This is a genomic window from Ruminococcus sp. B05 (genome assembly GCF_003628495.1).
Classification (GTDB): domain Bacteria; phylum Bacillota; class Clostridia; order Lachnospirales; family Lachnospiraceae; genus Schaedlerella; species Schaedlerella hominis.
Genome location: NZ_RBZR01000014.1, coordinates 19,794 through 42,445, shown reverse-complemented (window position 1 = coordinate 42,445; position 22,652 = coordinate 19,794). Strand labels below are relative to the sequence as shown.

21 protein-coding genes are annotated in these 22,652 nt (G+C 36.6%); 2 read left to right on the top strand and 19 right to left on the bottom strand.

All coding sequences use genetic code 11. From position 1 onward, the window contains the following. Positions 1-528: 528 nt before the first annotated feature. From D8Q48_RS10960 to D8Q48_RS10945, 4 genes are all read right to left on the bottom strand, one after another. Positions 529-699 (bottom strand): chorismate--pyruvate lyase, encoded by a 171-nt coding sequence (locus D8Q48_RS10960; protein WP_117992185.1) that lies wholly within the window; start codon positions 697-699, stop codon positions 529-531. A 204-nt stretch (positions 700-903) separates the two neighbouring features. Beyond that, positions 904-2,100, bottom strand: coding sequence for a hypothetical protein (locus D8Q48_RS10955; RefSeq protein ID WP_121056479.1), 1,197 nt, complete (start codon positions 2,098-2,100; stop codon positions 904-906). A gap of 54 nt (positions 2,101-2,154) precedes the next feature. Beyond that, positions 2,155-2,943 carry a Fic family protein gene (locus tag D8Q48_RS10950; RefSeq protein ID WP_121056478.1) on the bottom strand — a complete coding sequence of 263 codons (789 nt, stop codon included), beginning with the start codon at positions 2,941-2,943 and terminating at the stop codon, positions 2,155-2,157. A gap of 78 nt (positions 2,944-3,021) precedes the next feature. Beyond that, positions 3,022-3,234 carry a helix-turn-helix domain-containing protein gene (locus D8Q48_RS10945; protein WP_118688581.1) on the bottom strand — a complete coding sequence of 71 codons (213 nt, stop codon included), beginning with the start codon at positions 3,232-3,234 and terminating at the stop codon, positions 3,022-3,024. 326 nt (positions 3,235-3,560) lie between these two features. Between D8Q48_RS10945 and D8Q48_RS10940 the strand changes: the two genes are divergently transcribed. Further along, positions 3,561-4,319, top strand: a complete 759-nt coding sequence (locus D8Q48_RS10940) for a hypothetical protein (RefSeq protein ID WP_118688582.1) — start codon at positions 3,561-3,563, stop codon at positions 4,317-4,319. 217 nt (positions 4,320-4,536) lie between these two features. Here the strand turns inward: D8Q48_RS10940 and D8Q48_RS10935 are convergent, their stop codons facing one another. The 6 genes from D8Q48_RS10935 to D8Q48_RS10915 all read right to left on the bottom strand — a co-directional run bounded on the left by D8Q48_RS10935 (position 4,537) and on the right by D8Q48_RS10915 (position 9,217). Further along, on the bottom strand, positions 4,537-6,216 hold the full coding sequence (locus D8Q48_RS10935) for an FtsX-like permease family protein (protein WP_330514632.1): 1,680 nt from the start codon (positions 6,214-6,216) through the stop codon (positions 4,537-4,539). A 26-nt stretch (positions 6,217-6,242) separates the two neighbouring features. Then, positions 6,243-6,518, bottom strand: a complete 276-nt coding sequence (locus D8Q48_RS17570; protein WP_243116282.1) for a hypothetical protein — start codon at positions 6,516-6,518, stop codon at positions 6,243-6,245. Then, the gene (locus D8Q48_RS10930; RefSeq protein ID WP_121056499.1) at positions 6,511-7,278 is read right to left on the bottom strand and encodes an ABC transporter ATP-binding protein; all 768 of its coding nucleotides are present in this window, start codon (positions 7,276-7,278) and stop codon (positions 6,511-6,513) included. The genes D8Q48_RS17570 and D8Q48_RS10930 overlap by 8 nt, the downstream gene beginning before the upstream one ends. A 141-nt stretch (positions 7,279-7,419) precedes the next feature. Beyond that, the gene (locus D8Q48_RS10925) at positions 7,420-8,361 is read right to left on the bottom strand and encodes a sensor histidine kinase (protein WP_330514630.1); all 942 of its coding nucleotides are present in this window, start codon (positions 8,359-8,361) and stop codon (positions 7,420-7,422) included. Then, positions 8,358-9,032 (bottom strand): response regulator transcription factor, encoded by a 675-nt coding sequence (locus tag D8Q48_RS10920; RefSeq protein ID WP_121056476.1) that lies wholly within the window; start codon positions 9,030-9,032, stop codon positions 8,358-8,360. The genes D8Q48_RS10925 and D8Q48_RS10920 overlap by 4 nt, the downstream gene beginning before the upstream one ends. A gap of 14 nt (positions 9,033-9,046) precedes the next feature. Beyond that, positions 9,047-9,217 carry a chorismate--pyruvate lyase gene (locus D8Q48_RS10915; protein ID WP_121056475.1) on the bottom strand — a complete coding sequence of 57 codons (171 nt, stop codon included), beginning with the start codon at positions 9,215-9,217 and terminating at the stop codon, positions 9,047-9,049. Between the two features lie 146 nt (positions 9,218-9,363). Here D8Q48_RS10915 and D8Q48_RS10910 point away from each other — a divergent pair, with 146 nt between their 5' ends. Further along, positions 9,364-11,067: a S8 family peptidase gene (locus tag D8Q48_RS10910; RefSeq protein ID WP_121056474.1), complete on the top strand. Its 1,704-nt coding sequence runs from the start codon at positions 9,364-9,366 to the stop codon at positions 11,065-11,067. A gap of 144 nt (positions 11,068-11,211) precedes the next feature. On the opposite strand, the gene D8Q48_RS10905 is transcribed toward D8Q48_RS10910, so the two are convergent. The 9 genes from D8Q48_RS10905 to D8Q48_RS10865 all read right to left on the bottom strand — a co-directional run bounded on the left by D8Q48_RS10905 (position 11,212) and on the right by D8Q48_RS10865 (position 22,649). Then, complete coding sequence (locus D8Q48_RS10905) at positions 11,212-12,660, bottom strand: family 1 glycosylhydrolase (protein WP_172696997.1); 1,449 nt, start codon at positions 12,658-12,660, stop codon at positions 11,212-11,214. Then, positions 12,661-14,013: a PTS transporter subunit EIIC gene (locus D8Q48_RS10900; protein WP_172696998.1), complete on the bottom strand. Its 1,353-nt coding sequence runs from the start codon at positions 14,011-14,013 to the stop codon at positions 12,661-12,663. Positions 14,014-14,084: 71 nt separating this feature from the next. Then, entirely contained in the window at positions 14,085-14,948 is an 864-nt protein-coding gene (locus D8Q48_RS10895) for a PRD domain-containing protein (protein WP_118724339.1), read from the bottom strand. After that, positions 14,938-15,411: a PTS glucose transporter subunit IIA gene (locus D8Q48_RS10890; RefSeq protein ID WP_118724340.1), complete on the bottom strand. Its 474-nt coding sequence runs from the start codon at positions 15,409-15,411 to the stop codon at positions 14,938-14,940. The genes D8Q48_RS10895 and D8Q48_RS10890 overlap by 11 nt, the downstream gene beginning before the upstream one ends. A gap of 288 nt (positions 15,412-15,699) precedes the next feature. Beyond that, positions 15,700-16,977 carry a cation:proton antiporter gene (locus tag D8Q48_RS10885; protein WP_118724341.1) on the bottom strand — a complete coding sequence of 426 codons (1,278 nt, stop codon included), beginning with the start codon at positions 16,975-16,977 and terminating at the stop codon, positions 15,700-15,702. A gap of 160 nt (positions 16,978-17,137) precedes the next feature. Beyond that, complete coding sequence (gene clpX, locus D8Q48_RS10880) at positions 17,138-18,610, bottom strand: ATP-dependent Clp protease ATP-binding subunit ClpX (RefSeq protein ID WP_121056473.1); 1,473 nt, start codon at positions 18,608-18,610, stop codon at positions 17,138-17,140. A 95-nt stretch (positions 18,611-18,705) separates the two neighbouring features. Next, entirely contained in the window at positions 18,706-20,658 is a 1,953-nt protein-coding gene (gene ligA / locus D8Q48_RS10875) for an NAD-dependent DNA ligase LigA (RefSeq protein ID WP_117992121.1), read from the bottom strand. Between the two features lie 58 nt (positions 20,659-20,716). After that, the gene (gene rluF / locus D8Q48_RS10870) at positions 20,717-21,481 is read right to left on the bottom strand and encodes a 23S rRNA pseudouridine(2604) synthase RluF (protein ID WP_117992122.1); all 765 of its coding nucleotides are present in this window, start codon (positions 21,479-21,481) and stop codon (positions 20,717-20,719) included. After that, the gene (locus D8Q48_RS10865; protein ID WP_117992123.1) at positions 21,474-22,649 is read right to left on the bottom strand and encodes a DHHW family protein; all 1,176 of its coding nucleotides are present in this window, start codon (positions 22,647-22,649) and stop codon (positions 21,474-21,476) included. The genes rluF and D8Q48_RS10865 overlap by 8 nt, the downstream gene beginning before the upstream one ends. Positions 22,650-22,652 lie beyond the last annotated feature (3 nt).

Genomic DNA, 22,652 nt, shown 5'->3' with positions numbered 1-22,652 from the left:
GGATGCAGAATTTCAATGAGAAGCATCCTCACGTTATCGAAAACGTGGGATGTAGATATAAAATTTGCGAAGGAAGTATCTTTAAATCCCAGATAAGGCAAGATGCAGATGAAATTTACATGGATAGGCTGAAAAGCATCTGCAAGTTTAAAGAAAAGTAAGTTGCAGATACATCGGTCTCAAAAAAAGTATCTGCAACAATGAATATCAAGGCAGTGCAGATACAACAATTACAAAAAGAGCATCTGCAACAGCGAACATTAAGCCAGTGCAGATACAATGGTTGCCACAAAGGCATCTGTACAAGCAAATAAACCCAGGATATAGATACATCAGACACCAGAAAAGTAAATTTTCGTCATCACTCCACCTATTTCGATCACAGTACACCACAAAGCAAGAAAAAGACTATGCAATCCAGCGAATTGGAGTCGGGCTTGCCCGACGAAGCTGAGCTGGAGTGCATAGTCTTTTCTTGCTTAGAGGCCATCGTGAACTAAATAGCCACTTAATGAACTAAATAGCAACTCATACTATCATATACTGCATCATTTCATAATGCAACCTTCCACCTTCTACAATATTCTCCGGCAGCAATGCTCTGGCAACTAACTTTAAGTCATCTTCCGGTTTATCCACTCTTCGCAAATGTGCGTAATCACCATCAATTGCTTCTACTATGTAATCACATACTAACATCTCTTTTATTTCTCCTTATTTTCTCGAACTATTCATCGCAACATACTATTAACCTGCAATGTTTTATATCATACACAACTGCATAGAATCCTGCAAACACTACTATTGTCACAGTTGTGCAAAGCATAATTCTCCAAGTCATCCATCAATGTTCTTCCTTTTCCTGCCCATTTTTTCAAGTCATCTGGAACTACATTCAATTTCTTATTTTCTTGCTCCACAAGAGCAAACATATCCATCCACTACGGTTTCATCCCATGCTGCACTATCCTGCACCCAACGGGTTCCATAGACTGCATCATGATGTACTGTTGTTGTTACTGGGCGTGTGCCATATTCTGTATGCCATCCGCCACCTTCATACTTTATTGCATGTTGGTACATGTGTTCACTTGGATCTGCTGTACAATCTGCTCCACATACGTTGCAACATTCCCATGCATAATCTTCGTATGTAGTTACTGTTTCATCCCATGCAGCCTGCACTACATACTGTTCGTTGTGTCCGGTTGCTTCATGATGTACCACATGTGTCTGTGCTACATAGTTATGCTGATGTGCCGGCTTTGAAGGTTTTTGTGTAGAATTTCCTTGATTATTTCCACTGTTTGTATTTGTTGACGGCTTTGATGTTGAAGGTTTTGTTTCAGCTGGTTTCGAAGCTGCAGGTTTTGAAGCTGCAGGCTGTGATGGTGTTGCAGTATTGGTTGTATTATCCTGCTTTTTATCGGAAGAAGAGCTTTCTGTTTTACTTGAAGTATCTTTCTTTGTCTCCTCTTTCTTAGAATCATCCTTCTTTGAAGTATCCTCTTTCTTTGTAGTCTCTTCTTTTTTCTTATCTGTTTCTTCTTTCTTTGTATCGTTTGAAGCAACTTCTTTATCGTCTTTTACTTCTACTTTACTATCATCTCCAACAACTGCCGAACCATTATTAAGCAGATCATCCGCTTTATCTTTATCTGCTACAGTGACATCTACTGTATCTTTGATGGTATTCTTGTCACTTTCCTGCTTATTATCGGTTGTTGTCTCTTCTTTCTGATCAGCAGTTTCATCTTTCAGTTTCACTGTAATTGTAAGCGGATATGTTCCTGCCTTGGTTGAGTCCACTTTGCTATCGTCCACTGTGACAGATTCTACGTTATCTTTTTGGCTTTCTGTTACCATGCTGCTTACGGCTTTTTCCATATCCAGATTTTTTGCATCTTTTACAATTACAATCTTATCCGCTTTTTCAATATATTTTTTGATAGCGTCATGATTTGATGTTGCTTTCTTTGTTGTTGCTACAGTTGTTGTCTGAACTTTTTTACTTTCTGTTGTTTTGTTCTCTCCACATCCAACTACTGATGTAGAAACAAACAAGGCTGCTAACATAACTGCGACTATTCTTCTTTTCATTTCTCATTCTCTCCTTTTCTTGTGTCTCTGTGTACCGAATTTCGGTACAACTATCTAAATTCGTGGTGCCGTATTTTTTATTTTTTTAGGTTTTACTTCCGGCACCGGAACAATAAACCCTTCCATAAGCTTTTTATATTCTTCCTGCTCGCTCTTGAAGAAAGAAAACAATTTTTCATATTCTCCTTGTTGCTGTGCGACATTTAAGCACTCATAATATTCTGCTTTTCTTGTATCTTCTATAATAACCGGAGCAATCCGGTTCTTCAAACATTCCCTAAATACAATGATTCTTCCAACCCGTCCATTTCCATCTTGAAAAGGATGTATTTTTTCAAATTTTGCATGGAGTACAGCAATATCTTCAATGCTATGATTTTCTTTTGCATTATAGGATTCTAATAACTCCTGCATATCATCTTCTACACATGCAGGAAGAGAGGGTTCTATATCCGAAACAGTATTCATTCTATTTTTATATTCCCCGACCGGATAACCATTCGCCAGATCCTCAAATACTCCTGCTTTCAGATAATAGTGATACTCTTTAATCAATGTCTGACTCAGTGTTTTATCATACGTTTTCAGCATATGATTAAACATTGTAAAATGTCCTGTCGTTTCCTCAATATCTTTGATTCGAAAGATTGTACCATCTGCTGTAATTGTTCCAGTCTCAAAAATAGATGCTGTCTGTTTCTCTGTTAATGTGCTTCCTTCAATCTTGTTTGAATTATAAGCCAACTTACGCTGTGTATAAGCATAAATGCCACCTCTGTCATTTTTCTCCGATTCTATTTCAAATCGTTTTAGCAATAAGTCCACCAATTCTCTCGTTTCCACTTTCTGCTCACCTTTTTTTATTATTTAATTTGTATCGAATTTCGGTACAGGATATTTATGAATAATTTTCTCATATCCTTATCCTCGTCGCTCTACTAATAAATCTAATCCCAAAGTGTTTATCAACTGGATAGTTTTTTCAATCTCAGCTGTTGGTTTTCCACGTTCCACATCAGAAATAAAAGTCACCGAAAGGCCTGTGAAATCCGATAAGTAAACTTGCGTATAGCTTAATTCTTTTCTTCTTTCACGAATAGCTTGGCCTAATGATTTTGAATCTGTTATTTTCATATTTTCTCCTTTATATGCCGTGCGACTAAATATTTTATATCTTTAATTTATTATGCCATACGGCTAAATAATATGATATTATTATATTATTAGCCGTACGGCTGTGTCAACTTTTCATTTTACTTTTTTAATAGATAAGATTTGCAGAACAATCCAAGAAATAATCGCATAACTGTTGCTAAAAATATTGATAACAATATTATCATATGTCATATTCAAATGGAACTTTCAGATTGATTTCTAAAGCTGACTGCGGTAAAGTAAATGTATCATTTACAGTCTTATAAACATATAATTGATTCATTACGTTGGAAGGGAAGTGGCTTATGAAGAAAAAAAGAATTATTATAACTATCGCCATAATTGTAATTAGCATAATCCTTCTTTACTTTGTTAAGGTGCAAGTACAAAACAATGCCGCCAAAGAAATAATTAATAATCTTGCAAGCGAAAACTACATGTATACCAAAACTGTTTCATCCGAATTTAACAATGAAAAAGCTGAAATAATTTGGGAGGGAACAATCACCGCTGAACCATACGTTGGAATAGAGACATGTGTTTCTAATGGATCTGCATTAAGTAAAATCTATTCTTATGAAGAGAATGGAGCAATATATCAACGTATGCAAATTCGATCCGGTGAAACCGGCAGTGGACAATATTTATGGACTCCAAAAAGTAAAGGTGTAAAATTAAATCAGATGTATACTGCTCATAATTTAAAATATAAATATGAAGGAAAAGAAAAGTTAAATGAAAAAAACGTTGCATTATATACATCTTCTTATAATACACAAGTCAGCTATGAATCCAATACAAATTCTGAAAATAAAGCAACTTTAGATACGATTGTATATCTGAAATTTTATTTAGACATGCAATCTAAAGAAGTAGTCAAAATTCAATGGGATGAAAGTAAATATGATACAGACCAACAAGTATTGCAAAAAATGTGCGAAGAGAATTTATCGGAGACCGATGCCAGAAAAGAAGTAAACGAATCTGGTGCGTACAAAGTAATCACAACTATCACTATAACCGAACGTGGAAAAAAGATCTCAATTACTAAACCGGACATATAAATATCTCATTCGTTGCTGTTCACAGGTACTGTGAACAGTAACTCTCATTCTCAACAAGGGCGAAAAACCAACAAACTTTGTGAAACATCAAAAACAAGAACTGACTATGCGATCCAGCGAATTGGAGTCGGGCTTGCCCGACGAAGCTCCCGCAGGAGGGCATAGTCAGTTCTTGTTTTTTTAGTGTTTCGAAAGTGAGGTCGTTGCTGATATTTTCTTAATTCACAATCTTATAGTACTCTCTTGCCGTCACGCCATACACAACTGCATAGAATCCTGCAAATACTACTATTGTCACACCTGTGCAAAGCATAAACAGTGTCTTGTTTGCCAGAGCCAACAATGCCAGTAATTTCATTACTACAGGAAATGCGACCATCACATGAATCACAGCTGTGATAAGTGGAAGGAAAAATACGCTTAACACCTGATTTTTAATAGAATGTTTCACCTCTTTTTTACTCATTCCCACTTTCTGCATGATCTGGAAGCGTTCCCGGTCATCGTAACCTTCGGATATTTGCTTGTAATAAATGATTAAGACTGTTGCTACAACAAATAAAATCCCCATGTAAATTCCGATAAATAAGAGACTTCCATAGAGTTCATAAAATGAATTTTCACTCATTTGTCTGTTTTGGAACTCTACATTAGAAAGCTCTGGATATTCATTTTGCATATTATGGATTACGTTTTCGTACTTATTTACATCACCTGACATATTAAAACGTACAGTATGATTCAGTGCAGCTAAAATATCTATATATTCTGGTTCTATTCCTTTTGTGTTTGACACAATCTCATACAGCATTTTCTGAACCTGTTCTTTACTTGAACAAATAATATAATAGGTTCCGAATGCACCTGCTTTATTTTTGGGCTCAGCTTTTAATTCATTTAATTCCTGCGCTATTTTATAAGTCCGGCCATTTATCTTTACACTATTTTCTCCATAAGTTCCGTTTGTCCGATAAATCATCACTTCATCATCTTTCAATGAAACCTGTTTCTTTTCTATCCGGTTATAATCTTCGACCGGAATTAGATTTACAATAAAGAGAGTTGCTCTTCCATAATTTGTCACCGGAGTTAAATTTAATGTATCACCATTCTGGGTTCCTGATAATGCTCCATAATCATATTCAAATCTAGATGAAATCTTTATCCCTTCTTTTTCTGTTTTTTCTATCAACTCATTTATCAACATTTTTGTTTTTTCATCCTGGGATTGCATCGTAATGCTAGAATCCTGTGGAAATCTTGCCTTTAAAATATCTTCCATTCCGGCATAAAGTGATACTGTTGTTGAAACCATGATCAGCACCATTGTACTTAATATGCAAATATTCGCAAGTCCAACCGCATTTTGCTTCATTCGGTATATCATGCCGGATATTGTTGTGAAATGCTTTGGCTGATAGTAAAATTTCTTATTCTTTTTCAACATTTTCAAGATTGCAATGCTGCCTGCTGTAAAAAGTGCATAAGTTCCCACGATTACACAGACAACTGCAACAAAAAAGTGAGAAAGGGCATCAAGCGGATGCTCTGTTGTAATAGCAAGATAGTACCCTGTCCCGAGCGCTGCCACCCCGACCAGTGTTAAAAACCATTTTGTTTTTGGCTCTTTTTCACCCTGATTTCCTCCATGTAAAAGTTCGATTGGATTTGATAATTTAATCTGCAATAAATTATAAAGAAATGAAAGTGAAAAAATCACAATAAATAAAATTGCTGTATCTCGCACTGCGCTCAGGCTGATTGCAAATGCCATCGACACTTTGCTGTGCAGGATTTTTAATAAAATAAGATACATCAGTTTTCCGAATATCACGCCAAATACGATTCCTGCTACAATGCTAATTCCTGCTGTTATGAGCATTTCTATCAACATCATTTTCGATATATGCGATTTTCCCATTCCTAAAATGTGATATACTCCGATTTCTTTTTTCTTCTTTTAATCAAAAAACTATTTGTATAAAATAAAAAGATCAAAGAAAAAATCATAACCACTGCGACTGCATAACGTAAGCATATTTGCATCGTAACTTCTTCGACACTTTCGCTTCTGCTAAGTGCGTCAATCATGTAAAACATCATGACACATAATACTGCCGTGAAAATGTATGGGACGTATGTCTTTCTATTATTTTTCAAATTTGTAACCGCAATTCTCGGATAAAGTGTATTATTCACCCTCCACACCTCCTGTTGTCAACACTGTAAGTGTATCTGCGATTTTCTGATACAGCTGTTCACTGGTGAGATTTCCTCTGTAAATCTGATGAAATACTTCTCCATCTTTAATAAATAAGATTCTGTTTGCACTGCTTGCTGCTTTTACACTGTGAGTTACCATTAATATGGTCTGCCCGTCCTGATTAATCGTAGTAAATAAATTCATGAGACTGTCTGCCGCCTTTGAGTCCAATGCTCCTGACGGCTCATCTGCCAAAATCAGCTGTGGTTTTGTAATCAGTGCTCTTGCTATTGCCGCCCGCTGTTTTTGACCGCCTGATACCTCATACGGATATTTATCTAAAATCTGTGTGATTCCCAGCTTTTCTGCAATCGGAGCCAGTCGTTTCTCCATCGTATTATATTTTTCTCCGGACAATACAAGCGGTAAATAAATATTATCTTTTAATGAAAATGTATCTAACAGATTAAAATCCTGAAATACAAATTCCATATTTTGTCTGCGAAATGCTGCAATATCTTTTTCTTTTAAATTTCCCAGATCATTCCCTTTCAAATATACTTTTCCTTCTGTCGGTTTATCCAGTGCTGCCAGTATATTTAAAAGTGTTGTTTTTCCTGAACCGGACTCTCCCATAATTGCGACATACTCTCCTGATTCTACTGAAAAATTTACATTTTTCAAAGCCTCAACCTGATTGTTTCCAAACCTTGTCGTATATATTTTCTTTACGTTTTTTACTTCCAGTAATGCCATTTTCTCCATCCTTTCCCAACGTTTTTCTTTTTTACAAGGCTTATTATAGAAAAAAGAGAAATGTGTTTCCATCGAAATAGATTACATTTCCCTCTCGTATCTTACATTACTGTAAGATTGCTTATTCATACTCATGCATGCTTATTCAATCGTCCATTCTTCTCTTGCAAGATCCAGATACACCTTTGTCCCCTTATCTACCTCCGACTCAATCCAAATTTGATGGTTCAGCCGTTCCATAATCTTCTTACACATATACAATCCTATTCCTGTGGATTTCTTGTCGGCTCTTCCATTATAACCCGTGAATCCTTTTTCAAATACTCTTGGCAAATCTTCCGCCTGAATGCCGATTCCGGAATCTTCAATCACAAGACATTTTTTATTTTCTTTTTCTTCTGTATAAATAAAAATCATTCCGCCATCTTTCGTATATTTTAGTGCATTTGAGAGAACCTGCTCCAGCACGAACTGCAGCCATTTCTCGTCTGTGACGATACACTGCGAAGTTTTTACGTACTGCAAATGTATTTTCCGCAAAATAAACATCTGTGAATATTTTCGGATAACCTGCCTTACTATGGCATCCAATGAATATTTCTCAAACTTCAAATCTCCTGACATTTCTCCCATTCTAAGATATGTCAGCACCATTTCTACATATTGCTCGATTTTAAATAATTCCAGTTTGATTTCTTTTATATATTTTTGTTCCGGATATTCTTCCTCTAATGTCTGCTGCAATACATGCATGGCGGCAATCGGTGTCTTAATCTGGTGTACCCACATACTATAGTAGTCTGACATTTCTTGTTTGAAAATGCGTTCCTGAGATTTTAATTCTCCGTTTTGTTCCTTCAGATTTTTTATAATATTCTGATAATCCTGCTCAGATAGACGTTTTTGAAATTTGAAAAATTGTAATGTTAAATTGATCAGGAATAAAACAGTTGAAAGTAATAACCCATATTGAATTGCATCTGTCCTTACATCATACAAAAATAACACTGTAACAAATAGTGACATGCTTCCGATATAACACAGCAGCTCGTTCTGTTTGGATTTCAAAAACATTTTCATCATGCTTCCACCATATATCCAATACCTTTTTTTGTAAGAATCACATTTTCCAATCCCATCTTTTCCAGCTTCCTTCGAAGTCTTGCAACATTGACTGTCAATGTATTATCATCTATAAATTCGTCGCTCTCCCAGAGCCTTGTAATAATATTGTCTCTGGATATAATCTTCCCGGCATTTTCTATAAGCATCTGTAAAATGCGGAATTCATTTTTGGTCAACTCCGTTTTCTGCTCTTGATATTGAAGTGTTGCATCTGAAAGATTCAAATATGCACCATGCCATTCTAACATGTTGGTGTTTCCTCTGAATTCATATGTTCTTCGCAAAACAGCCTGTACCTTCGCCGTTACCACCGCAAAATCAAATGGTTTTTCGATAAATTCATCCCCGCCCATATTCATTGCCATCACAATATTCATATTATCATTCGCCGATGAGAGGAAAATAATTGGAACTTTTGAAATCTTTCTGATTTCCTGACACCAGTGAAATCCGTTAAAAAATGGCAATACAATATCCAGCAATACCAATTGTGGTTCATTTTTTGCAAAGCTATCCATAATATTTTTGAAATCAGTGATACACTCCACCTCATAATCCCATTTTTCAAGATGGTTCTTTAAACCATTTGCAATAGTCGTATCATCCTCCACAATTAATATTTTATACATAATACACCTCTTCTTTACACAATTGTATACTGCAACATCTCATAATGCAGTCTTCCGCCTTCTACAATATTTTCCGGCAATAATGCTCTCGCAACTAATTTTAACTCTTCTTCTGGTTTGTCCACTCTTCTTAAGTTGACGTAATCTCCATCAATTGATTCTACTATATAATCACATACTAACATTTGTGGTATCTCCTTCACATTCGTTTACTTTTTTGATTTCTCCCTCACATAATAGCATATCTTTCTTCTAATTACATCTAAATATTTCATTCTACGTCATTGCCGGCTTCTTCCCTGCATATACTAATAAAAAACGAGGTCCCGCCATGTCCAATTCTCTCTGTAAAGAACGTATTCTTTCCGAAGACTATCGTGACTTCATCCTCGATGGCATCCAGACTTCTTTTCTCTCTGATATTGCCTTGCAAAATTCCTGTATACAAAATGCGGATTTTGATTATCGCTGTATTTATATTTCTGCCATTCAGGCCGAACCCATCACATTAAAGCAATTTCCTTACGCTTCTATTCCGAAATGCTATGCCCCTATTAGTATGGAAACGTTAAACCAAACCGGTATTCTCTCAATCCAGAATTATCCTACTCTGCAATTGAAAGGTAAGGGTGTCTTGATTGGTTTTTTAGACAGTGGAATTGATTATTTAAGCCCTCTTTTTCGTAATCTGGACGGTTCGACTCGAATTCTTTCTATATGGGATCAGACGATTCAAACAGGAACTCCTCCTGACAATTTTTATTATGGCTCTGAATATACACAACCACAGATTAATGATGCACTTGCATCAGAACAACCGCTGAAAATCGTTCCTTCACAAGATGTCGAAGGCCATGGGACTTTTGTTGCCTCTCTTGCATGTGGTGGCGGTGCCCCGCAGGAAAATTTTCTTGGGGCTGCCCCGGAATCGACTCTCGCTGTTGTAAAATTAAAACCTGCCAAACAATATCTCCGCGACTATTATTTTATTGCTGATTCTGCAACAGCTTATCAGGAGACTGACATTTTGCTTGCTATAAAATATTTATCTGACCTTGCTGCAAAATATAAACTGCCACTTATTCTCTGCATTGCACTCGGCACAAATTCCGGTGGACATCTTGGCTTGCTCCCACTCTCTAATCTTCTGGATCTATATGCATCCAAGGCAAATATCATTCCTGTTACCGGCGTAGGAAATGAAGCAAATGGCAGACATCATTTTCAATATACTCTAAAAAATATTGCTGATAGTGCAACAGTGGAAATCCGTGTAGGTGAAGGAGTTCCCGGATTTACGCTGGAGCTTTGGAACAGTATTCCTAATGTTCTTGCTTTTTCCATCGTTTCTCCTTCCGGTGAAACCCGTGGGCGAAATACAATCCGCACTACAGAACGTGATGAATTTCAGTTTTTACTAGAAGGCACAACAGCTATTGTTGATTATAAATTATTGGTAGAGCGAACCAATCAGGAGCTGATTTTCTTTCGCTTTCAAAAACCTTCTCCCGGTATATGGAAAATCATCGTTTCACCACTTCGCATAATTGACGGGCTATTTCATATGTGGCTTCCGTTAAGCAGTTTCATCCAAGGGGAAGTGTTCTTTTTGAATTCGAATCCTTATTATACAATCACAAATCCCGGAAATGCTTCCCGACCGATTTGTGTTTCTTATTACGATGGAAATACAAATGCGATTGCTTTGGATTCTGGACGAGGATATGACCGCTACGATGGAATCCATCCTGATTTCACTGCCCCCGGCATTTCTATTCTTGGTTCGTTACCAAACAATCGTTTTGCCGTCCGCTCCGGCTCTAGTCTGTCCGTTGCCATTACCGCCGGTGCATGTGCCCTTCTTCTGGAATGGATTCTTCTTCAACTTGGTGTAGAAAGTGTCGATACCACACAGATTAAAAGTCTTTTTGTCATCGGTGCAACAAGACCTTCTACTATGACTTTTCCTAATCCGGAATGGGGGTATGGACAGTTGAATTTGTTTCGTACATTTGAAGAATTGAGGAATTACTAAACCTCTGGTAAGCCGCTGGGGAGTTTTTGGCTTGATTAGTGTCCCCTGTGACTTATTCATTATTCTAAAAGAAAGTTAAAATAAATAAAAAGTGTGTTGCAGATACTGTCAAACTTCTCTGTAACACACTTTTCTGAAATTATTCTAGTCCAAATCTTTTCCATTCGACTCAATTACTTTTTTATACCAGTAATAAGAATCTTTTTTGTAGCGATTATATGTTCCGTTCCCATAATCATCCGCATCCACATAAATATATCCATAACGTTTCGTCATGTCTGCGAAACTTGCAGAACAAAGATCTACACACCCCCATGAAGTATAACCTAATAGCTCCACACCATCATCAATTGCTTTATCCATCGCTTTTATATGTTCCCTCAAATAATCAATACGATATGCATCATGCACCGAACCATCTTCTTCAAGAACATCTTTAGCTCCCAAACCATTTTCTACAATAAATAATGGCAATTGATATTTATCATATATTCGATTTAATGTTATTCTAAGTCCTATTGGATCAATCCCCCATCCCCATTCTGTCTGTTTCAAATATGGATTTACTAAACTTTTCACCAAATTACCCGGAGCCTCAGCCTTACCTGGTTCTGCACTTACAACATATGACATATAGTAACTAAATGCCAAATAATCCACGGTACCTTCTTTTAATATCTGTTCATAATTATCCACGAAATCAATGATAATATCATTATCTCTAAAATAATTTAATAAAAATTTAGGATAACTTCCTCTTGCCATAATATCAAAAAATGACAAATTAATCTGGTCATCAATCATATTTGCCAGCACATCCGTCGGCTTGCATGTTTCTGCATAACATTCCAAGCGAGCAATCATAGCTCCAATCATACACTGAGGTGCTGTCTCATGTGCATATTTCACAGTAAGCGCAGATGCAATCAATTGATGATGCAATGCTTGATATTCACAAGACAATTTATTTTTTTGTGATTTTTCAACAAACATTCCGGAGCTTACAAATGGTGTACACAAAGTCGCATTAATCTCATTAAATGTAATCCAATATTTCACTTTATCTTTGTACTCATCAATTAATGTCTTTGTATATTTCACAAAGTAAGAAATCATTTTCTGACTTTCCCATCCATTAAATTTTTCTGTCAAATGAACCGGATTTTCATAGTGAATCATAGTAACTAAAGGTTCAATTCCATACTTATGTAATTCATCAAACACATCGTGATAAAACTTTAACCCTTCTGGATTTGGAGTCTCTTCCTCACCGGTAGGATACAACCTTGCCCACGAAATAGACATACGGAACACTTTAAATCCCATCTCTGCCATTAGCTTAATATCTTCTTTGTAATGATGATAAAAATCAGCGCCTCTGCGGTAAGGAAGATTATATTCACTTTCATTTTCACGTATTGTTTTATATCTTTCCCAGGACACATCATCCGTACACTGATTACCAATTCGCTTTTCTACTGAAATAAAATCAATAAAATCTAATTGTGATTTTCCTCTTCCCCCTTCATCAAAACCACCTTCATATTGTGCAGAAGCTGTTGCTCCACCCCATAAAAATTCTTTTGGAAACATTTATTTTTCCTCCTTATTCATAACAAACCCGATTACAAAAGAAACAACAAAAGTAATTGCCAGACAAAGAATCATCCAGAGCATATTATTGTTTTTATCTGCATAAGAAGCAATTGAAAAAATTCCAGGCATTGCATAAGCATAACTATATACGTGGAAGAACATATACAAAGCTCCACCGATTGCCCCGCCTACAACCGAACCAATCAACGCTGCTTTGTATTTTGTGCAGACACCAAACAACGCCGGTTCCGTAATTCCTAAAATTCCTAATCCACCATTTGAAATTGCTGCTGCCTTGATGGATTTATCTTTAATTCTCAATGCAGCTCCAATTGTAGCACCCGCTACAGCAAAATTATTTAAGAAAAATGCCGGGAACATATAATCCATTCCTGTCTTCGCAAAGTTCTGAATGATTATCGGATCTAATGTAGAATGTGTTCCTGTCATTACCAAAAATGGCATAACACCGGTAAATACTGCCCCTCCTAAAGGTCCTGCTACATGAAATAATGTCTCAAAGAATACAGATAATACATTCGCTACATGATTTCCTAACGGAGCAATTATCCATAATAATAACGGCATAAAAACAGTAAATGAAATCATTCCTGTAAACACTAAACTTAAATTTTTCGGAATCAACTTATCTACAAAGCGATAAATATAAGCCATTAAGATAACACATAATACAGTTGGAATAACAGTTGAAGCATAACTATAGCATGTAATATGAATTCCTATAAAATTAATTCCTGAGCCTGCATTTTCCATAATAGTCGGATACATCAAAACACCAGCAACCATCAACCCTAGTAATTCATTCAATTTAAATCTTTTTGCTGTTGTATACGCAACCATAAATGGTAAGAAATAGAATGGTGCATCACCAATTGCATCTAACAGCGTTAATGTTCCGCTTCCATCTGCCAATATTCCACAAGATGAAAGAATAATAGACAAACATTTAATCATACCTCCTGCACAGAATACAGAAATCAATGGCATAAATATAGATGATAAGCCTTCTAAAAACGTATTAAAAGTAATTTTTTTCTTTTCAGTTTTTTCTTCGCCCACTTCTTCATCAATTTCTGGCTTTTGTTCAAATTCTCCCACTTTACACAAATCTTCATACACCTCTCCCACATGCGGTCCGATAATGCATTGAATCTGATTTCCAACAATTTTCACCTGAAGGACGCCTTCTACTTCTCCTAATTTTTTTAAATCAACTTTTTCTTTATCCTTTGCTATAAATCTCAACCGCGTTACACAATGGAATACATCAACAATATTCTCCTGACCGATAATCGTCAGAATTTCTTTGCACATCTTTTCGTATTTCATAATCTTTTCCCTCCTAAAAAAGGCCAGACTTAGTTCTATATTTCATAGATTAAGTCTAGCCCTGCCGGTAACTATCTTGTTTTACTTATTAAATTTGTAATGTGAACAATTAAATATCCCATCTCTTCATCTGTTATTTTTCTGCCATAATTGAAATCTAGAATTTCTTTTACAACATTTACACATTTTGTTGTTTCTGGATATTGAACTTTCAGCATACGATATAAGAAATCATCTTTCTCGCTCATTCTTGATTGCCCATCTTCTGATAAATATCTTTTACTAAAAAAATCTAAATGTGTCAAAAATCTTTCATAATAAGCAGTCTTTTTATCAAAAGAAAGATTATAATAATTTTCAATAATCTCTATTATTTTATTAATCAGTTCGATGCGTTCTTTACTCCTATGCTCCAATTTGTTTGACGATAAATTGAGAATGTGATAAGCGATAAACCCCGCCTCATCTTCCGGGAGCTGAATATCTGTCATTTCTTTTATAATCTTCAGGCTTTCTAAACCAACAGCAAATTCTTTTGGATGAAAGCATTTTATCTCTTCCTGCATATCATTCTTTATTGATACTCCATCTTTCATTCTTTCAACAGAAGAAAAAATATGGTCTGCAAGCATAATATATCCGATTGAATTTACTTTAATATCAATTGTCTGCTGCGCCTTCTTCAAGATTGCCTTTGAAATATCAAAAAAATGTACCGGAATTTCCTGCACTATATCGAAATAACGTGTCTTGTCATTTCCTTTCAGCACAAACATTTTCTCTACTTCTTTGGCCGGAATCATCATTCCTGCTTTTCTTTTGAAAGCAATCCCACTTCCCATAAGCACGATTTCTTCCCCACTCTTATCGCAAGAAACAATCACATTGTTATTCACAATTCTTTTTATTTCATAACCTTTTTCCTTAAATGACATAGTATATCGTTTCTCCACTCGTTATCTGAGATTCTTCCTTAATTTTTTTTAAATTAAAATCCTGTCCATTTGAAAAAATCACTAACACAAACGGATCTAATTTTTCTTCTTTAATTATATCCAGATTTACCTCTACTAACAAGTCTCCACATTTTACTTTCTGTCCCTTAGAAACATTTACTTTAAATCCTTTTCCGTTTAGATTCACTGTTTCAATACCAACGTGTAACAATATTTCTAACCCAAATTCTGTCTTAATTCCAAGTGCATGCCCTGTTGGGAAAACCATTGTCACTTCACCATCCACCGGTGCTACGATGAATGAACTGCTTGGATTCACTGCAAATCCACTCCCCATCATCCCTGTACTGAAAACACCATCATTTACTTCATTTAATGTCATGAGTGTTCCTTCAACCGGACTACCGATTTCTGTTTTCTTTTCTTTCTTTCTAAAAAACACCTTCTTCCCTCCTTTCTATAAATAAACAAAAAAAGACCTTTACATAAGTAAAGATCACGCCTAATCAAAGTAACAATTCTTGTTTATTTAATTATTCACATTTTCAAGATAAGCATCACGCCTAATTAAAGTAACATTCTCTTATCTATTTAAATCATAATGTAATTCAGTTGAATTGTCAATAAAATTTTCTTGATTTTCCATATTGATTTCAAAATTAAAACACATCTTCAAAGAAACATTGCAAGACCTTTCATCTTACAATGTTTCTTTTTTAATGGTTCTACCCTAATCCTCCCCGCGCTTATCACCACGACGAATCTCTTCTACATTCTCATAGTAACTCTTGATTTCTTCTCCGGCAGCAATTGGCTCTGTCGGTTTTGTTCCATCACGGAATACCATTTTCAGAAGAATCGGTGTGATAATTGTTGTAATTACCACCACAATGATGACAGGTCCTAAAAATGCAATTCCCAACAGTCCAAGCGTAGAACCTTTACTGGCAACAATCAATGCCACCTCACCACGTGAGATCATACCGATACCAATACGTTTTGCCTGATAATTCTGGTATCCACACATTTTTGCACCGATACCACAACCAATAATTTTTGTCAGAATTGCAACGATTGTAAGTACTACTGCAAACGCAACAATTGTAAAATTCATTTTCGGCAATACAACTTTAAGTCCAATACTTGCAAAGAATACCGGTGAAAGCAGCATGTATGAAATTGTATCAAATTTAGTCTGCAAATATTCTGAACGTTCTATGTTAGAAATAATCAGACCTGCGATAAATGCACCTGTGATATCTGCTACGCCAAATACTGCTTCTGCAATGTATGACATTAATAAACAGAATACAAATGCAACGATTGTGTGACGATGTAATTCTTTTTTTGCTCCGTCGACCCATTTCTTATAAAATTTATAAAAAATAACTCCTACGATTGCTGCAAATACAAAGAATGCCACTACTTTGATCAGAACAATCGCAATATTTACACTGTCATCTGCCATACTTGTAACAATTGTAAGTGCAATAATACCAAGAATATCATCAATAATTGCTGCTCCAAGTATTGCATTTCCTGAACGTGTTTTTAATTTCCCCAGTTCCTTTAACGTTTCAACTGTAATACTTACAGACGTCGCAGTGAGGATTACTCCAATAAAAATATTTTGTAAAAATGTGCTTGCACTTGCATAAGACGGAATCATTCCTGGTCTGTTAAATATAAGCGCACAGAAATATCCTCCAATCAGTGGAACGATTACACCGCAAAGTGCAATTACAAATGACGCTTTTCCACTTGCTTTGAGTTCTTTGATATCAGTCTCCATTCCGGCACAGAACATCAGTACAATTACACCGATTTCTGCAATTTCATGAATAAAGGCTGTTTCACTTAACACTCCTAACCCTACCGGTCCTAAAACCAGTCCTGCCAAAAGTGCTCCTACTACCTGCGGCATCTGTACTCTCTTTGTCAAAAGCCCCAATACTTTTGTGCCAAGAAGTATGATTGCCAGATCCAATAGATAACTATAGCTGTTCATTATGCTCCTCCTGTGTTGTCATTCACTTTGTTATCCCCCAATAACTCAGTGTGACATCTTGTATATTTTTTAGAACCCTTTCCCATATTCGTTCATAGTATGTTACTGTTCACAGTAACTGTGACCAGCAACCATAGTATAGCTATGAACGATAACTTTTCTAACTAAGTCTTGGTACCTTCTGACCTCTCAATTCAATGATCGGGCCCCCGGTTCCTTCAATATATTCACGGGTGATCGTCACTTGTCCGATATTATCATCCTTCGGTATTTCATACATAATATCAAGCATAAACTCTTCAATGATCGCACGAAGCGCTCTGGCTCCGGTATCCTTTTTCATTGCTTTTTCAGCAATTGCCTCAAGTGCACTATCATCAAAGATTAAGTTTACTTCATCTAATGCAAGTAATTTCTGATATTGTTTCAGTATCGCATTCTTTGGCTCTTTTAGGATTTTCACAAGCATGTCTTTATCCAGACCTTTCAATGTGAAAATAATAGGAAGACGGCCGATAAACTCCGGAATCATTCCGAATTTTCTTAAATCTTCTACTGTCACCTTACTGATCAAATCTTTGTCATTATCATATTTATCTTTCAGTTCTGCATTAAATCCCATTGAACTTTTCTTTGTCAGTCTTTCTTTAATGAGTTCTTCCAAATCCGGAAATGCACCGCCACAGATAAAAAGAATATTTTTTGTATTTACTGTTGTAAGCGGAACCATTGCATTTTTACTGTTTGCTCCAACAGGCACCTCCACTTCACTACCTTCAAGAAGCTTTAGCATTCCCTGCTGTACCGATTCTCCGCTTACATCACGCTGACTGGAAGTTTTCTTTTTCGCTATCTTATCAATCTCATCGATGAAAATGATTCCCTGTTCAGCACGCTCTACATCATTATCCGCTGCTGCCAGAAGCTTAGAAACAACACTTTCAATATCATCTCCGATATAGCCTGCCTCTGTCAGAGATGTTGCATCTGTAATGGCCAACGGCACATCTAATAATTTTGCCAATGTCTTTACCAAAAATGTTTTACCGCATCCTGTTGGTCCGATCATCAGCATATTAGATTTTTCAATCTCAATATCATCCATCGTGTCTGTAGCAACCCTTTTATAGTGGTTGTATACTGCTACTGACATTGCTTTTTTAGCATATTCCTGACCAACTACATATTGATCCAGCTGTTCTTTGATCTTATGTGGTGCCGGAATCTCTTTAATATCTAATTTTTTATATTTTTTAGTTGATTTTTTCTTCTTTTTCTTAATCTTTGGCTGCTGTGGAAACAGATTATCCAAATCAGATAAATTTAAAAACTGAACTCCCGGCATATTCATCATCTTATTCAGATCTGTCGGCATATTTGACATTGCATCAAAACTCTTCTGCAGACAGTCCTGACATACTGTAATATTGTTCGGAAATTCCATCATCTTACCCGCTACACTTTCCGGGCGATGACAGATAAAGCAGACTTTCTCATAATCATCTTCTTTATCATCCTTGGAATCTTCCACTGTTACTACTTCTTCCTTCGGATCTTCCACTGTTTCCAGATCTACTTCTCTGAAATCCTGGTTCTGATCTTCATCTATAATTATTGTGTCGTGATCTGACATCTTACAAATCCTCCGTTCTTTTGTATCTATATACCATTCCTCATTATAAAGGAATCTCTCTCTTACTTCAAATGAAGTTTTTGTAAACAGGCTATTTATTTTAACATTTCTACAAATTCATCTTCTGATATGATCGGAACACCTAGCTCTCTTGCTTTCTTATTTTTTGAAGAAGTGGATTCTACATCATTGTTAATCAGATAATTTGTTTTCGATGTAACTGAACCTGTCACTTTTCCGCCACGTTTTTCGATTTCTTCTTTTACCTCTGCACGATTTGCAAAATGGTGTACGCTTCCTGTAATAACAAAATTTACACCTGTAAACTTTTGCTCTGTTATCTGTTCTTCTTTTGGAATCGTCACTTCTGCCAAGAGCTTTTCAAATAATTCTCGATGTTTCTCATCTGCAAAATAATCAACATATGCTTTTGCAATCACATCTCCTACTCCGGAAATTGCACTTAATTCTTCTTCTGTTGCATTCATCACTTTCTCCGGATTTTGATCAAATGCCCGGCAGATTACCTTTGCGTTCGCCAGTCCGATGTTTGCAATTCCAAGACTGTACACTAATTTCGGAAGTGTCGTAGTTCTTGCCTGCTCGATACTTTTCATCAGATTATCGTAGGATTTTTCTCCAAAACCTTCCATCTTCTGAATTTCTTCTTTATATCTCTCTACATGAAAAATGTCTGAGAAATCTTTAATAAATCCCCTGTCAATTAATTTTTCCAAGGTTGCTTCTGACAAGCCTTCGATATTCATCGCATCTCTGCTGACAAATAACGTAAATGATTTCACCTGTTTTGCCTGACACGTTGGATTTGTACAATACAATGTTTTAGTATCGTTATCCATAGAAATCTTTGTTGCTCCACCACAGACCGGACATACCTTCGGCGGAACACAATTACCACTTCGTGTCAGATTTTCCGCAATCTGAGGAATGATCATATTCGCCTTATATACCTGTATTGTATCTCCTACTCCCAGCTGAAGCTCCTCCATAATACTGACATTGTGAACACTTGCTCTGCTCACCGTCGTACCTTCCAGTTCGACCGGATCAAATATTGCTACCGGATTAATAAGCCCTGTTCTTGATGCGCTCCATTCAATTTCACGAAGTGTTGTCTCTCGGATTTCATCTGCCCATTTAAATGCAAAAGAATCTCTCGGGAATTTTGCTGTTGTTCCCAAAGACTGTCCATATGCAATGTCATCATACACAAGCACCAGTCCATCTGATGGAAAATCATTTTCCACAATATGCTCTGCAAACCACGAAACCTCATCTTCAATTGTAGATGCATCTACAAGACGATGCTCTACCACTTCAAATCCCTGTCCTTTCAGCCAGTCCATCTGCTTTATTCTTGAATTTTGAAACTCTACATCATCTGCTTTTACCAATGTAAATGCGTAGAATTTTACATTTCTCTTTGCTGTAATTTCATTATTCAGCTGTCGCACTGAACCACTGCATAAGTTTCTTGGATTCTTATATTTTGCATCAACATCCTCTATCTTGGCATTGATCTTTTCAAAATCATGATATCCGATAATTGCTTCTCCACGCAGGATCAACTCTCCTTTATACGGAATGTGGAGCGGTACATTTTTAAATACTTTTGCATTGTTCGTGATAACCTCTCCTACTTCTCCATTTCCCCGGGTAACTGCCTTTTCCAGTTCTCCGCCACGATATGTGAGAACAATTGTAAGGCCATCCATCTTCCAGGACAGCATCGCCTTCTGACTTCCTAAGAATTCTTTCAGGCGTGAAACTTCTTTCGTCTTATCCAATGAGAGCATCGGTTTCTCATGACGCTCTTTTGGCAACTCACTTAACACTTCATATCCAACATGAATTGTGGGACTGGAAGCAAGCGTCATTCCTAATTCCTGCTCCAGTCCCAATAACTCATCGTACAGTTTATCGTACTCGTAATTGCTCATGATCTCTCTGTCTTCCTGCTCATAAGCACGGCGAGCCTGATTCAAAATTTCCACAAGTTGCAGCATTCGCTGTTTCTTATCTTCCATCTTTTTTCCTCTCCATGGTTACTTTTAAAGCAACCTCTACTATACGTTTATTTTATTTTTATTCCCATCGAACTGTCTCATTTGAAGAATCCTTGATCAGTTCATATAATTCATTCAACTCCGCATCTGTTAACTTCCGATATGCTCCGTCTTTTAATCCCTTCAACTCTATATTCATAACCCGAGTGCGGAACAAATCTTTCACCTGATATCCAAGTGCTTCACACATCCTGCGGATTTGTCGATTCAAGCCCTGCGTAAGCACGATTGTAAATGTATATTTTCCAATCTGTGTCACCTTGCAAGGTCTTGTCACAGTATCCAAAATCGGAACTCCTGTCGACATTTGTTTTATAAATTCGGGTGTGATTTCTTTGTCTACTGTCACTTTATATTCTTTCTCATGCTGATTTCCGGCTCTCATCATTTTATTAATGATATCACCGTTATTCGTCATAAGTAAAAGACCATGCGAATCCTTATCCAATCTGCCGATGTATGTCACACGAATCGGATAATTTAAGAATCTAACAATGCTATTGCGTTCCCTTCGCTCTTCTGTACAGACGATACCAACCGGCTTATTTACTGCTAAAACCACCATCTCATCTGTTCTGGAAACCGTCTTCTTTCCAACCTTTACAACCTGACCCGGCAGCACCTTCATCCCCATAGTCGCTTTTTCCCCATCTATGGTTACTGCTCCGCTCTCAATCAGTTTATCCGCATTTCTTCTCGAACATACACCTGCCTCGCTTAAATATTTATTCAAGCGGACAGGTTCATTTTTCTGCTGAAACTCTTTTTTTATCTGATTACTCACTTTTACCTGCTCCTAACATTCCACTAATGTTATTATCCTGGAAAAATGTATTTCCGCTGTATAAGAACAACGCATCTGTGATTCGATAAGAATCCATGATGTCCTGAATCGTTCCACTATAATATCTCGGGTCTACGACTACGATTTCTCTGAAATATGGTGTCAAAAACGGAATGAAACTATTTGCAAACGAATCTTTTACGATTAAAATTCTCCGTGATTCCTCGGATGTTGTTTTAATATCAATAACCGATGTGTTACCGCCCAAAAATACACCGTACTGATCTCTCGTCTTTAATTTTGAAGAATCATATAATGATGCTGTTTTTTTCTGTTCATCTATATAACTTACCAAAATATCTGCATCCGAATCTTTCGGAACATAGATGTCAATCTGTTCTTTCTCTCCCAATCTACATCCGGCCTTTGCGGACAAGGTTCCGTTAAATGTGGTTGATATCGGATATGCCACGAAGTTGCTTACTGCATCTGATTTGATATTCAATGACTCCACAGCATCTCCAAATACATAAAATGCTCCAAGGCTTGTCCAGTGATGATCTGTCTTATAGAAAATCTTCTCGTCTGTATGCTTCTTAAGTGAACCTGTCACATCAATCCAGTTGATCGACTCCCCAAGTTCACGTTTTGCCTGTGAAAACATACGATTTTGATCTGCAACTGTTGCCAGTGCCGGCAAACGTTTTTTCAATACATTTGCAGCATCCGGAACAAGCATTACCGATGTATTGATATCCGGATAAGATTGTGCAAATGATTTCATAGATTTCAAATTCGCATTCAACTGTTCTTGATCCGGTGTTGCGATTTCTTCCATCAGCTGACCTTTTTTTCCAATCAAAACGCCATTCTCTTCTTTGCCTCCGCCGATTCTGTCTAACGACGTCTTTAATTTTCTCCAGGCATTCCTTCCTACGAACTGGTCAGCCTGATAAGTTTCAAATTTGTCCATAAAATCTCCGGAAACCAGACTTTCAATTGTCAGCTTCGGTCTGCCCGCCAACATTCGATTTTCCTCTTCCGACATTTCTTTATTCGGAACGATAATATTTAATACAAGGAAAAATACGATACATACAACAAATGCCATTCCTATTATATGTTCTATTTTCCAGCCACTTCTTTTTCTCTTTCTATTATTCTGCATTTT